At 73.9% G+C, this 12,541-nt stretch carries 14 protein-coding genes; 7 read left to right on the top strand and 7 right to left on the bottom strand.

The features are described from left to right. The first annotated feature begins 31 nt into the window (after positions 1-31). From AC4H2S_RS08130 to AC4H2S_RS08120, 3 genes are read left to right on the top strand one after another with little or no spacing between them, the layout of a single operon-like run. Positions 32-754: an IclR family transcriptional regulator gene (locus AC4H2S_RS08130; protein ID WP_056602619.1), complete on the top strand. Its 723-nt coding sequence runs from the start codon at positions 32-34 to the stop codon at positions 752-754. A gap of 46 nt (positions 755-800) precedes the next feature. After that, entirely contained in the window at positions 801-1,385 is a 585-nt protein-coding gene (locus tag AC4H2S_RS08125; RefSeq protein ID WP_491496455.1) for a TIGR03086 family metal-binding protein, read from the top strand. Positions 1,386-1,434: 49 nt separating this feature from the next. Next, positions 1,435-1,839: a hypothetical protein gene (locus AC4H2S_RS08120; RefSeq protein WP_491496454.1), complete on the top strand. Its 405-nt coding sequence runs from the start codon at positions 1,435-1,437 to the stop codon at positions 1,837-1,839. Between the two features lie 29 nt (positions 1,840-1,868). On the opposite strand, the gene AC4H2S_RS08115 is transcribed toward AC4H2S_RS08120, so the two are convergent. From AC4H2S_RS08115 to AC4H2S_RS08100, 4 genes are all read right to left on the bottom strand, one after another. After that, positions 1,869-2,351, bottom strand: a complete 483-nt coding sequence (locus AC4H2S_RS08115) for a methylated-DNA--[protein]-cysteine S-methyltransferase (RefSeq protein ID WP_491496453.1) — start codon at positions 2,349-2,351, stop codon at positions 1,869-1,871. A gap of 1 nt (position 2,352) precedes the next feature. Beyond that, entirely contained in the window at positions 2,353-3,825 is a 1,473-nt protein-coding gene (locus tag AC4H2S_RS08110) for an AlkA N-terminal domain-containing protein (RefSeq protein ID WP_491496452.1), read from the bottom strand. A 73-nt stretch (positions 3,826-3,898) separates the two neighbouring features. After that, the gene (locus AC4H2S_RS08105; RefSeq protein WP_491496451.1) at positions 3,899-4,621 is read right to left on the bottom strand and encodes a response regulator; all 723 of its coding nucleotides are present in this window, start codon (positions 4,619-4,621) and stop codon (positions 3,899-3,901) included. Further along, positions 4,618-6,228, bottom strand: a complete 1,611-nt coding sequence (locus AC4H2S_RS08100; RefSeq protein ID WP_491496450.1) for a sensor histidine kinase — start codon at positions 6,226-6,228, stop codon at positions 4,618-4,620. Before AC4H2S_RS08100 ends, AC4H2S_RS08105 begins: the two co-directional genes overlap by 4 nt. Positions 6,229-6,321: 93 nt before the next feature. On the opposite strand from AC4H2S_RS08100, the gene AC4H2S_RS08095 reads away from it, so the two are divergent. Genes AC4H2S_RS08095 through AC4H2S_RS08080 form a run of 4 tightly spaced genes read left to right on the top strand, consistent with a single transcriptional unit; the run spans position 6,322 to position 9,801 of the window. Further along, positions 6,322-7,317, top strand: coding sequence for a Bug family tripartite tricarboxylate transporter substrate binding protein (locus tag AC4H2S_RS08095; protein WP_491496449.1), 996 nt, complete (start codon positions 6,322-6,324; stop codon positions 7,315-7,317). Beyond that, the gene (locus AC4H2S_RS08090; RefSeq protein ID WP_491496448.1) at positions 7,314-7,850 is read left to right on the top strand and encodes a tripartite tricarboxylate transporter TctB family protein; all 537 of its coding nucleotides are present in this window, start codon (positions 7,314-7,316) and stop codon (positions 7,848-7,850) included. The genes AC4H2S_RS08095 and AC4H2S_RS08090 overlap by 4 nt, the downstream gene beginning before the upstream one ends. Then, entirely contained in the window at positions 7,850-9,406 is a 1,557-nt protein-coding gene (locus AC4H2S_RS08085; protein ID WP_491496447.1) for a tripartite tricarboxylate transporter permease, read from the top strand. The genes AC4H2S_RS08090 and AC4H2S_RS08085 overlap by 1 nt, the downstream gene beginning before the upstream one ends. Next, complete coding sequence (locus AC4H2S_RS08080; protein ID WP_491496446.1) at positions 9,406-9,801, top strand: universal stress protein; 396 nt, start codon at positions 9,406-9,408, stop codon at positions 9,799-9,801. The genes AC4H2S_RS08085 and AC4H2S_RS08080 overlap by 1 nt, the downstream gene beginning before the upstream one ends. Here AC4H2S_RS08080 and AC4H2S_RS08075 read toward each other — a convergent pair. Genes AC4H2S_RS08075 through AC4H2S_RS08065 form a run of 3 tightly spaced genes read right to left on the bottom strand, consistent with a single transcriptional unit; the run spans position 9,798 to position 12,515 of the window. Next, positions 9,798-10,322, bottom strand: a complete 525-nt coding sequence (locus AC4H2S_RS08075; protein ID WP_491496445.1) for a copper resistance CopC family protein — start codon at positions 10,320-10,322, stop codon at positions 9,798-9,800. The two genes, AC4H2S_RS08080 and AC4H2S_RS08075, sit on opposite strands and share 4 nt — an antisense overlap. Continuing rightward, positions 10,319-11,455, bottom strand: coding sequence for an inositol-3-phosphate synthase (locus AC4H2S_RS08070; protein ID WP_491496444.1), 1,137 nt, complete (start codon positions 11,453-11,455; stop codon positions 10,319-10,321). Before AC4H2S_RS08070 ends, AC4H2S_RS08075 begins: the two co-directional genes overlap by 4 nt. A gap of 52 nt (positions 11,456-11,507) precedes the next feature. After that, complete coding sequence (locus AC4H2S_RS08065) at positions 11,508-12,515, bottom strand: sugar phosphate isomerase/epimerase family protein (RefSeq protein ID WP_491496443.1); 1,008 nt, start codon at positions 12,513-12,515, stop codon at positions 11,508-11,510. Between the last annotated feature and the right edge of the window lie 26 nt (positions 12,516-12,541).

Genomic DNA, 12,541 nt, shown 5'->3' with positions numbered 1-12,541 from the left:
ATCCCACTCCCTGAGATGACAATATCGGCATATGGACAACGGATCTGGCGTCGGCGTTCTCGACAAGGCGGCGCTCGTGCTCGCCGCGCTGGAGGCCGGACCGGCCACCTTGGCGGGCCTCGTCGCGGGCACCGGGCTGGCCCGTCCCACCGCGCACCGCCTCGCTGTGGCCCTCGAGCACCACCGCCTCGTCGCACGCGACATGCAGGGCCGGTTCGTGCTCGGCCCGCGGCTCGCCGAGCTCTCCGCCGCCGCCGGCGAGGACCGCCTGCTCGCCGCGGCGGGCCCGGTCCTGGCCCGGCTGCGCGACATCACCGGCGAGTCCGCGCAGCTGTGGCGCCGCCAGGGCGAGCACCGCGTGTGCGTGGCCGCTGCCGAGCGCCCCTCGGGGCTCCGCGACACCATCCCCGTCGGCTCCCAGCTGACCATGAACGCCGGCTCGGCCGCGCAGATCCTGCTCGCCTGGGAGGACCCCGAGCGCATGCACCGCGGCCTGCAGAACGCTGCCTTCTCCGCCACGGCGCTGTCGGGCATCCGCCGCCGCGGCTGGTCGCAGTCGGTGGGCGAGCGCGAGCAGGGCGTCGCCTCGGTGTCGGCCCCGGTCCGCTCCCCCGGCGGCAAGGTGATCGCCGCGGTCTCGGTCTCCGGTCCCCTCGAGCGCCTCTCGCGCCAGCCCGGGCGGATGCACGCACCTGCCGTCCTGGCCGCGGCCGACCGGCTCTCGGAGTCACTGCGCCGCGCCGCTGCGGAGTAGCCCGGAGGGCTTCTCAGCACCGCCGCCCGTCGGGCAGGGTGGACGCATGACCGAGCTCGTCGACCTCGCCCCCGCTGCCGAGCAGCTCGCCGACGTCGTCGTCGACGTCACCGACGAGCAGCTGGCCGCGCCGACCCCCTGCGAGGGCAGGACGGTGGGCCAGCTCCTGCAGCACCTGGTGGGGCTGACGCCCGCCTTCCGCGCCGCCGCCGACAAGGACTTCGGCCCCCTGACTGACACCAGTCCCGACGACGGCGGGTGGCCGGACGCCCAGCCCGGCTGGCGCGAGGCACTGGCCCACCAGCTGCCGGCGCTCGCCGCCGCCTGGCGCGACCCCGCTGCGTGGGAGGGCATGACCCGCGCGGGTGGCATCGACCTGCCAGGCCAGGTGGCCGGTCTCGTCGCACTCGACGAGATCGTCCTGCACGGATGGGACCTCGCCTGCGCCACCGGCCAGGGCTTCGACTGCGACGACGCGACCGCCGGCGCGCTCGCGGCCTCCGTGGAGGGCTTCGACGCCGACGGCACGCCAGGGATGTTCGGCCCTGCCGTCAGCGTCGGCCCCGACGCGACGGCGTTCGAGCGCCTGCTCGCCCGGTCGGGCCGCGACCCGGGGTGGGCACCGGCCTGAGCCCGGGTGTGGTGTCCCCCGCACAGACGGCACACGGCAGGGTGGAGCCATGCGTCCCCTCATCCCAGCCCTCGTGCGCCTCGTCGTGCTGGGCGCCGCGCTCGCGGCCTACTACGCCGCGATCCCGTTCCTGTTCCCCGACGCCGCCGACGCCAACATCGGCGCGGGCCTCATCGCGTTCGGCGCCGTCGCCCTGGTCAGCCTCGGCTGGGCGTTCGCCGACGGACGTCGTCTCGGCGCAGGGTCGGCCTTGGCCGTGTGGGCCGTCGCCGCGGTGGCGCTGGGAGTGCTCTGGCTGCTCGCGCTGGCCACCATCGGGGCCGACGACAGCATCGGGCTGGCCGAGAGCCTGCGGCTCGACGCCTCCCTCGCGGTCTTCGCCGCCGGCCTCGTGTTCCTGCCCGCAGCGCTGGGAGCGGGGCTGGGTGCCGGCACGCACCGTCCGGGACACTGAGCGGCCCGGCCGCGCCGGCCCTCAGCTCATCAGAACAGCGCGTCCTGCTCGAGCTCGAGCAGCTGCTGCTTGCGGAGCAGGCCGCCGGCGTAGCCGGTGAGCGTGCCGTTGGCGCCGATGACCCGGTGGCACGGCACCACGATGGGGATCGGGTTGCGGCCGTTGGCCAGGCCGACGGCCCGAGAGGCCGCGTTGGTCATGCCGAGCCGGCCGGCGATCTCGCCGTAGGACGCGGTACGGCCGTAGCCGATCTGCTCGAGCTGGGACCAGACGCGGCGCTGGAAGTCGGTGCCGACCGGGGCGAGCGGGAGGTCGAAGTCGGTGAGCTCGCGGTCGAAGTAGGCCGTCAGCTGCCGCACGGCCTCGGCGAGCACCGGGTGGTCGTCGGAGCGCGCGCCCAGCGGACGGCCGTCGGCTGGCTGGCGGAACGGCGAGAACTCGATCGCCACGATCGATCCGTCGCGCTCGACGACGCGCAGGTCGCCCACGGGCGAGGGCATCACGGTCCACATGTCAGGTCTCCTCGGTGGGGGCGGTGGCAGGCATCAGGGTGTTCCAGAGGTGCATCAGGGCGTAGGAGCGCCATGGCCTCCAGGCCTCGGGGTCCGGCTCGCCGCCGATGTCGGCCAGCAGCCGGCGCACCGCGAGGTCGGTGGGGAGGAAGACGTCAGGATGCCCGAGGGCGCGCATCGCCACGTAGTCGGCGGTCCACGGCCCGATCCCGGGCAGCTCGAGGAGCGCACGTCGTACGTCGTCGCGGTCGGGGCCGCGGTCGAGCACGACGCGCCCCTCGGCCAGCGCGGCCGCGAGGCCGACGAGCGCGCGGCCCCTCGAGCGCGGCATCGGCAGCGTCTCCGGGTCGGCGGCCGCGAGGGTCGCGGCGTCGGGGAAGAGGTGGGTCAGGCCGGGCACCTCCGACTCGATGCGACGCCCGTGGGACCGAACGAGGCGGCCCGCGACCGTGCGGGCGCCGGCGACGCTGACCTGTTGCCCGATGACGGTGCGGATCGCGGTCTCGTCGCCGTCGACCTGGCCGGGGACGCGCAGGCCCGGGGTGGCGCGCACGAGGTGGCCCAGGACGGGGTCCGCGCCGAGGTGGCCGTCGACGGCGCGCGGGTCGCAGTCGGCGTCGAGCAGGCGGCGTACGCGCTCGCTCGCAGCGGCGGTGTCGCGCAGGTCCTCGAGCCGGAACTCGGCGATGACGAAGCCGGTGCCGCCCGCCGGGATGTCGGCGAGCTCGAGCCGGACCGTGCCGCTCCCGTGCGGAAGGTCGAGGGTGCGCGCGTACCAGCCGGGCGCGGCGACCTCGACGCCCGGCACGAGGTGGTGGGCCAGGAAGTCGAGCATGCGCTGCCCGGCGAACGGGGTGCGGACGGGCAGGCGCATGGTCACCGCGCCGGCGCTGCGGGTGCGGTGGCGGCGTCCGCGCAGCTGGCTGGGCGAGGCGGCGTAGATCTCGCGCAGGGTCTCGTTGAACTGCCGCACGCTGGCGAACCCCGCCGCGAAGGCCACGTCGGTCAGCGGCAGGTCGGTCGTCTCGATGAGCACCCGGGCGCTCTGGGCCCGCCTGGCCCGCGCGAGCGCCAGCGGCCCGGCCCCGAGCTCCTGGGTCAGCAGCCGCCCGAGGTGGCGCGGGGTGTAGCCGACGCGGCGGGCCAGCCCGTCGACGCCCTCCCGGTCGACGAGGCCGTCGGCGATCAGGCGCATCGCCCGCCCCGCGACGTCGGCCGCGACGTCCCACTCGGGGCTGCCGGGTGTCGCGTCGGGCAGGCAACGCTTGCAGGCGCGGTAGCCCGCCGCGTGTGCGCTGGCGGCCGTGGGGTGGAAGGTGACGTTGCCCTCCGCGGGGGTGCGCGCCGGGCACGACGGTCGGCAGTAGATGCCGGTGGTGCGCACGGCGGTGTAGAAGACGCCGTCGAAGCGGCGGTCCCTGCTGCGGACCGCGCGGTAGCAGGCCTCGGCGTCGAGGTGCCCGGTCGGTGTCATGGCTCCATCGTGACCCCCGCGCCGCCGGACCACCAGCGGAAAACGGACACGGCCGTGGGACGCGGTCAGCGCCTCAGGAGCCGATCGGGCGGTAGCGGCGCTCGGGTCGCCCTGCCCCGCCGTACTGCAGCCGCACCTCCGTGCTGCCTCGCGCCACGAAGTGCTCGAGATAGCGCCGGGCGGAGACCCGGGAGATGCCGACACGCTCGGCGCACTCCCCCGCCGAGAGCTCGCCGGCGACGCGGAGGGCCTGCGCCACGACCTCGGCAGTCTCCGGGCTCAGGCCCTTCGGCAGGCTCACCGGTGCGGGAGACGCGCCGATGGCCGCCGCGCCGAACACCGCGTCGATGTCGCACTGGGCGGGCGCACCCGAGCCCGCGAGCGCGAGCAGCGCGGCGCGGAACGACTCGAGCCGCACGCGCAGATCCTCGTAGTCGAACGGCTTCACCAGGTAGTGGACCGCGCCACCGGAGGCCGCGGCGCGCACCGTGTCGGCCTCGCGGGCCGCCGTGACCACCAGCACGCCGACGTCGTCGCCGCCGGCCCGGAGCCGTCGCAGCACCTCGATGCCGGTCATGTCGGGCAGGTGCACGTCGAGCAGCACCAGGTCGGGGCGGAGGCGGGCCACCTCGTCCAGCGCCGCCTGCCCGCTGCTGGCGACCCCGACGACCGTGAAGCCCGCGGTGCGCTCGACGAACTGGGTGTGGATGCGCGCGACCATGAAGTCGTCGTCGACCACCAGCACCGTGACGTCGTGCGTCGCGTCGCTCGGCCGACCGGCCGTCCGCGTGCTCATCCGACCTCCGCTCCCGGCAACCGCACCTCGAAGACGGCGCCCGTGCCGTCGTCTCCCGCGCGGACCGCGGCCGCGCCGCCCCGACGCTCGCAGACGACCTGCACCAGCGCCAGTCCGACACCCCTGCCCTCGCTCGTGGGTGCCTTCGAGCTCCAGCCGCGGCGGAAGATCCGGCCCACCTCGTCCGGCGCGACGCCGGGTCCGGTGTCGGCCACCGCCACCCGCACCACGTCACCGTCGAGCCCGAGGTCGACCTCGACCGACGTGCCGCCGACCGACACCGACGCGTCGACCGCGTTGTCGACGAGGTTGCCCAGGACAGTGCCGACGTCGGTGGACGTCTCCGGATCGAGGCGGGGCAGGCTGCTGGTCGCCGATACGCGCAGGTCGACCCCGCGCTCGGCCGCCAGGCTGGTCTTGGCGATCAGCAGGGCGGCGACGGCGGGGTCGCCCACGTGCGCGAGCACCGCGTCGGAGATCTCGCGGCGCCGCCGGCTGAGGGTGCCCACCAGCCGTGACACCTCGTCGTACTCGCCGAGCTGCACCAGCCCGGAGATCGTGTGCAGCTGGTTGTGGAACTCGTGGGTCTGGGCGCGCAGCGTGTTGGTGATCGACTCCCGCGCGCTGAGCTCGCTCTGCAGGGCGAGCAGCTCGGTGCGGTCGCGGAGCGTGGTCACCGACGCCACCCGCCTGCCGCCCTCCACGACCGGGTTGCGGTTGACGACCAGCACCCGCTGGCCGAGCACGACCACGTGGTCGCGGATCTCGGCGCCGTCGGAGAGCAGGTCGCGCACGGCGGGGTCGAGGTCGAGGTCGTCGACGGCGCGCCCCTGCACGTCGACGTCGAGCCCGATGAGCTCGCGGGCGCTGTCGCTCACCACGGTGATGGTGCCGTCCTCCCCGACCGCGACGACGCCCTCGCGGATCGAGTGGAGCAGGGCCTCGCGCTGGTCGGCGAGCGCGGCGATCGCCGCCGGCTCGAGGCCGCGTGTGCGGCGGCGGACCAGCCGGGAGAGCAGGAACGAGCCGGCGACGCCCAGGCCGAGCCCGAGACCCGCGACGGCGAGCAGGTCGGGCAGCACACCGCGCGCCCGCTCGGCCATGGACGGGTAGGACTGCGCCACCATGGAGATCCCGACGAGGGCACCCCGATCGTCGATGATCGGCACCTGCGCCGCGATGGACCGCTCGCCGAAGTCGTCGACGTCGCCGGTCCACGTGCGCCGCTGCTGGACGGTGCTGCCGTCGAGGTCGACCCGACGCCCCCGGCCGGCGAAGTCGCTGCTGACGAGCACGACCCCGTCGGGGTCGGCGAGGTAGACGCCCCCGGCCTGGAGGTCGTTGCGCACCCGCTGGGTGTACGACGTCAGCGACGCGCGGCGGCGCTCGACCAGCCCCTGCACGAACGGGTCACGAACCGCCGCGATGTTGGCCATCGCCTCGGCGGCCGCCCGCAGCCGAGCGCCCCGGGTGTCGCGGAAGTCGGCGTCGCTCTGCTGCACCGACACCGCGCTCGCGACCGCGACGACGGCCAGGAGCACCGTCAGCTGGAGCACCAGGACCTGGCCGGCGAGCGTTGCCGGCCACCAGCGCGAGCGCGACCACAAGTTCCACAACCTCCATTGCTTACCCAAGCGTGACGTCCGCCACAGGAGTCTTGCACCATCGGTGCGTCTGCACGATCGAGCGAGGGAGACCACATGCTGCGCCAACGGACCAGGCGGGTCGCGGCCACGGCGACGGCGCTCGCCAGCGTCGTCCTGCTCGCGACGGGCTGCGGGGTCACCCGGGGCGACGCGAGCGCCGACATGACGATGCTCATCCCCAACAGCCCGGGCGGCGGCTACGACCAGACCGGGCGCGCGGCCGTGGCCGTGATGGAGAACGGCGACATCACCGGCGGGTCGTTCGAGGTGACCAACGTGATCGGGGCCGGAGGGTCGGTGGCGATGACCCGGCTGATGAACGCGGAGGGCGACGAGCGCACGATGATGACCGCCGGGCTCGGCGTGGTGGGCTCCCTCTACTCCTTCGGTGCGCCCTACCGGCTCGACGACGCCACCCCGCTGGCCCAGCTCATCGAGGACCAGGAGGGCGTCCTGGTGCCGGCGGACTCCCCCTTCGAGACCATCGACGACCTGGTGGCGGCCTGGCAGGACGACCCGGGCTCCGTCGTCGTCGGCGGCGGCTCGTCGCCGGGCGGACCCGACCACCTCTTCCCGATGCAGCTCGCCGGGGCGGTCGACGTCGATCCGCGCGAGCTGCGCTACGTCCCCTACGACGGCGGCGGCCCGCTGACCAGCGCGCTGCTCGGCAACAAGATCGACGTCGGCTTCTCCGGCGTCGGGGAGTTCGTCGGCCAGCTCTCCTCCGGCGAGCTGCGGCTGCTGGCCGTCTCCGGCGAGGACCGGCTCGACGGCGAGGGCATCAGCGAGGCACCCACCCTCACCGAGTCCGGCATCGACCTGGTCTTCACCAACTGGCGCGGCGTCTTCGCGCCCCCCGGCATCAGCGAGGAGCGGCGCCAGGAGCTGATCGCCGACCTGGAGGCGATGCACGCGACCCCCGAGTGGCAGCAGGCCCTCGAGGACAACGGCTGGATCGACGAGTTCAAGACCGGCGACGACTTCACGACGTTCCTCCGGGAGCAGGACGAGCGCGTCGCCACCACCCTCGAGGAGCTGGACCTGCTGTGAGCACATCAGTCGACACCCCCACCCCCGCCGAGGCTCCGCGGACCACACCGGGCCGCGACCGCGACCTCGCCCAGCTCGGCCTCGCGGCGCTGCTCGTCGTGGTCGGTGCCTACACCTTCTACGACGCGACGACCCTGCGGATCGGCTTCGGCGACCCCGTCGGGCCGCGGATCTTCCCCTACGTGATCGGAGCGGTCACCGTCGTGCTCGGACTCCTGCTCGTGGTGGCGACGCTGCGCGGTGACGTGCCGCAGGCCGAGGGCGGGGAGGACGTCGACCTGCGGCACCCGGCCGACTGGGTCACCGTCCTCAAGCTGGTGGGTGTGCTGCTGTTCACCGCGGTGACAGTCTCCTTCCTCGGCTGGGCCGTCAGCGGTGCGCTGCTCTTCACCGGCGCGGCGTGGTCGCTGGGCAGCCGGACGCTGCTGCGCGACGTCATCGTCGGCACCGTGCTGTCGGTGAGCAGCTGGTACTTCTTCCACGAGGTGCTGGGCGTGATCCTCCCCGCCGGGATCCTGGACGGGGTGCTCTGATGGACAACCTGACCCTCCTGATGGACGGCTTCGGCGCCGTCCTCACCCCGCAGAACCTGCTCTTCGCCGCCATCGGCGTGCTGCTCGGCACGTTCGTCGGCGTGCTGCCCGGCATCGGCCCGGCGATGGCGGTGGCACTGCTGCTGCCGGTCACCTTCGGCATGGACCCGATCCCCGCCTTCATCATGTTCGCCGGGATCTACTACGGCGGGATGTACGGCGGCTCGACGACGGCCATCCTGCTCAACACACCCGGTGAGTCGGCGTCTGTCATGACCGCGCTCGAGGGCAACCTGATGGCGAAGGCCGGCCGGGCCTCGCAGGCCCTGGCCACCGCCGCGATCGGGTCGTTCATCGCCGGCACCATCGGCACGCTTCTCGTCGTCTTCTTCGCCCCGGCCCTGGCGTCGGTCGCCAACGAGATCGGCGCTCCGTCCTACTTCGCGCTGATGGTCCTCACGATGGTGATGGTCACCAGCGTGCTGGGCGGGTCGTGGTTGCGCGGGTTCATCGCCCTGTTCCTCGGCCTCACCATCGGGCTCGTCGGCCTCGACCTCAACACCGGCCAGACCCGGCTGAGCTTCGACCAGCCCCTCCTCGCCGAGCGCATCGACGTGGTGGTGGTCGCGGTCGCGATCTTCGCTCTGGGCGAGGCGTTCTGGGTCGCCGCCCACCTGCGCCGCACGCCCGCGCACGTGATCCCGGTCGGCCAGCCGTGGCTGAGCGGCACCGACCTCAGGCGCTCCTGGGGTCCGTGGCTGCGCGGCACGGCCTACGGCTTCCCGTTCGGCGCGCTGCCCGCGGGCGGCGCCGAGATCCCGACCTTCTTGTCCTACATCACCGAGAAGCGACTCGCCGCGCGTAGGGGACGCGACGAGTTCGGCCGCGGTGCCATCGAGGGCGTCGCCGGCCCGGAGGCGGCCAACAACGCCTCGGCCGCCGGCACGTTCGTCCCGCTGCTGGCGCTCGGCCTGCCCGTGACGGCGACGTCGGCGGTGATGCTCGCGGCGCTCTCGGGCTACGGCATCGAGCCGGGACCGGGGCTGATGACCGACCAGCCCGAGCTGGTGTGGGCCCTGCTGGCGAGCCTCCTCGTCGGCAACGCGCTGCTGCTCGTGCTCAACCTGCCGCTCGCGCCGGTGTGGGCCAAGCTGCTGCGGATCCCGCGACCGCAGCTCTACGCCGGCATCCTGTTCTTCGCCACGCTCGGGGCCTACGCGTCCAACCTGCAGGCGTTCGACCTGCTCCTGCTGCTGGCGCTCGGCCTGCTCGGGCTGCTGATGCGCCGCTTCGCCCTGCCGGTGCTGCCGCTGATCCTGGGGGTCATCCTCGGGCCGCTGATGGAGTTCCGGCTGCGCGAGGCGATGGCGATCTCGGGCGGCGACGTCTCGGCGCTGTGGAGCGAGCCACTGGCCGTGGTGATCTACGTGATCGTGCTGGTGGTCGTGGTGGCGCCGCTCGTGCTGCGCGCCCTGCGCCCGGCATCCGTGGCGCTCGCCGACAACGGCACCCCGCGAGACGACAGCGACTTAGACCGGAGCGAGGAGAAGGTGTGATGACGACGATCGTGGTGGGCTGGACGCCCGACGAGTTCGGTGAGGCGGCGCTGCGCCGTGGCATCGAGGAGGCCCGGCTGCGTGGGGGCCGGATCGTGGTGGTCAACGCGACCAGGGGCGACGCGCTCGTCGACGAGCGCTACGCCGACGACGAGCAGCTGGCCGCGCTGACGACGGAGCTGGGTGGGGCCGGCGTCGACGTCGACGTACGCCGTTCCATGGGCGCCGACGTCGGCGACCAGGTGCTGGCGGTGGCCGACGACGTCTCGGCCGACCTCGTGGTCATCGGGCTGCGCCGGCGCTCCCCTGTCGGCAAGCTGCTGATGGGCAGCGTGGCGCAGCGCATCCTGCTCGGTGCGGACTGTGCCGTGCTGGCGGTGAAGCCGCCCGCCTAGGTGGTGCGGCGGCGGTGCCAGATGGCCAGCGCGCAGGCACCGGACACGAGCACCACGCCCGCCGGCAGCACGAGCCCGCGGAGCACCGTCCCGGACCCGTCGCCGGCGGTGGGCGAGGACGCTTCCCCGCCGTCCTCGCCGGTGGCGGCCTCGCCGACCTGGAACGTGATCTCGCCGGCCATCTCGTGGCCGTCGGAGGACACCACGTCGTAGGTCAGGGTGTAGGCGCCGTCGGGCCCCGCCCAGAGGTTCTGCCGCACCTCGGGGCCGGCGGCGGTCGCGGCGCCGTTGGCGACGCTCCCGTCGGGACCGGTCACGGTCACCTCGTGCACCTCGGTGACCGGCCCGCTGAAGGTGAGGATGGCCCGCGACGGCAGGGCCGTGAGCACCCCCGCCTCAGAGGGGTCGGAGAAGAGCAGCTCGTCGTGGGCGGCGGCCGGGGGCGCCCAGGCCAGCAGCGCGGCGAGGAGCGCGAGGATGCCGGTGGCGACGGCGCGCCGCAGCGCGGAGCGGGCGCTCACGACGCCAGCCCCTCGCGCCAGGCGACGAGGTCGTCCCACTGCTGGGCGAGCCGGTGCTCGGTGCCGCCGACGGGGTCCTTGAAGAAGAAGGCGAGCTCGGCGAGGGCGCCGGTGCGCCCGGCGGCGTGCGCCGCGGAGACCAGGCGGGCCAGGTCGAGCACGAGCGGCGCGGCGAGCGCGGAGTCGCAGCCCTCCCAGGTGAGCTGGAGCGTCATCCGGGTGCCGAGGAAGCCGTCGAAGCGCACGTGGTCCCACGCGGTCTTCCAGTCCCCAAGGTCCTCCACCTGCTCGATGTGCATGGGGCCGGGCACCGGGCGTCCGACCATCGCGTCCAGCCCGCTGCGCTTGGCGAGCGTCTTGCTCCGCGCCGCCTCGGGGTCGGCCAGCGTCGCGCCGTCGCCCCCGCCGAGGAGGTTGACCGAGGTCCAGGACCGCAGCTCGAGGGCCCGGGTGACGAACATGGGGGCGAGCGCCGACTTGAGGAGCGTCTCGCCGGTCTTGCCGTCGCAGCCGGCGTACGGGACGCCGCTGCGGCGGGCGGCCTCCACCACGACCGGCAGCCGGAGGCAGGGGCTGGGGGTGAAGGAGACGAAGGAAGCCCCCGCGTCGAACGCGGCGAGGGCGTAGAGCGCCGCGACGGGCAGCTCGTCGTCGACCGACGTCACCGCGTCGGGGTCGGCGACGGGCGGCTGGGTGCTGGCGACGTCGACCACGACCACGCGGTCGAGGCGGTGGCGCTCGCGCCACTGCACGATGTCGTCGGTGAGCCGTCGCAGCGCGCCGGCCGCGGACCCCGCGCCCGGCTGGTGACCGGGGCGCACCTCGGCGTCGACGGCCTCGAGGTGGTCGTGGGCGGCGCGGACGAGGACGGGCGGTACGACGCCACCGGCGGCCAGCTCGTCGGCCCGCTTGGCGAGCGACTGCGACCCGACGTCGTGGCCGCCGAAGACCAGCCCCGACAGGGGCGGCAGCCCGTCGGGACGCAGATCGGGGAGCTCGCTCACCAGCGCGGTGGTCGGTGCGAGGCCATGCGCCACGGCGTACGCACCGACCACCGCTGTGGTGGCCACCGAGCCCCGCGCACCCACGAACCACACGCCAGTCCTGGCCGTCACCTCGGGCGGGTGGGTCATGTCGTCCTCCTCGGACGCGTCGGGCGGGGGCACGGTGGACGTCAGGTGGGGATCACGACGACGTCGAGAACGCGGCGTCGAAGGCCGCGGTCGGCGCGTCGAAGGCGAGGCGACGCACGAACTCGAGCGCCTCGGGGGCACCGACGAGGCGGTCCATGCCGGCGTCCTCCCACTCCACCGAGATCGGGCCGTCGTAGCCGATGGTGTTGAGCATCCGGAACGACGCCTCCCACGGCACGTCGCCGTGGCCGGTGGACACGAAGTCCCAGCCGCGGCGGGGGTCGGCCCAGGCGAGGTGCGAGCCCATCCGGCCGTTGCGGCCGTTGCCGACCTGGCGCTTCGCGTCCTTGCAGTCGACGTGGTAGATCCGGTCCTTGAAGTCCCAGAGGAAGCCGACCGGGTCGAGGTCCTGCCACACGAAGTGCGAGGGGTCCCAGTTGAGGCCGAACGCCTCGCGGTGGTCGATCGCCTCGAGAGCCGCGACCGTGGTCCAGTAGTCGTAGGCGATCTCGGAGGGGTGGACCTCGTGGGCGAACCGGACGCCCTCGCTGTCGAAGACGTCGAGGATCGGGTTCCAACGGTCGGCGAAGTCCTGGTAGCCGGCGTCGACGAGGGCCTGCGAGGCCGGCGGGAACATCGCGACGTACTTCCAGATGGAGGAGCCGGTGAAGCCGACGACGACGTCGACGCCCAGCTTACGGGCGGCGCGGGCCGTCATCTTCATCTCCTCGGCCGCGCGCTGGCGCACGCCCTCGGCGTCGCCGTCACCCCAGATGCGGTCGGGGAGGATGTCGCGGTGGCGCGCGTCGATCGGGTCGTCGCACACCGCCTGGCCCTTGAGGTGGTTGCTGATCGCGAAGACCTGCAGGTCGTACTTCTTCAGCATCTCCAGCTTGGCCGGGACGTAGGACTCGTCCTCCACCGCCGCCCACGGGTCGAAGTGGTCGCCCCAGCAGGCGAGCTCGAGGCCGTCGTAGCCCCAGCCCGAGGCGAGCTTGCACATCTCCTCGAACGGCAGGTCGGCCCACTGGCCGGTGAACAGGGTGATGGGGCGTGGCATGTGTGCTCCTCATGGTGTGGTGGTGG

The sequence above is a fragment of the Nocardioides sp. Z13_37 genome (assembly GCF_058355585.1).
Note: the sequence above shows the minus strand (reverse complement) of the source record. Positions and strands in the feature narration are given on the sequence as shown.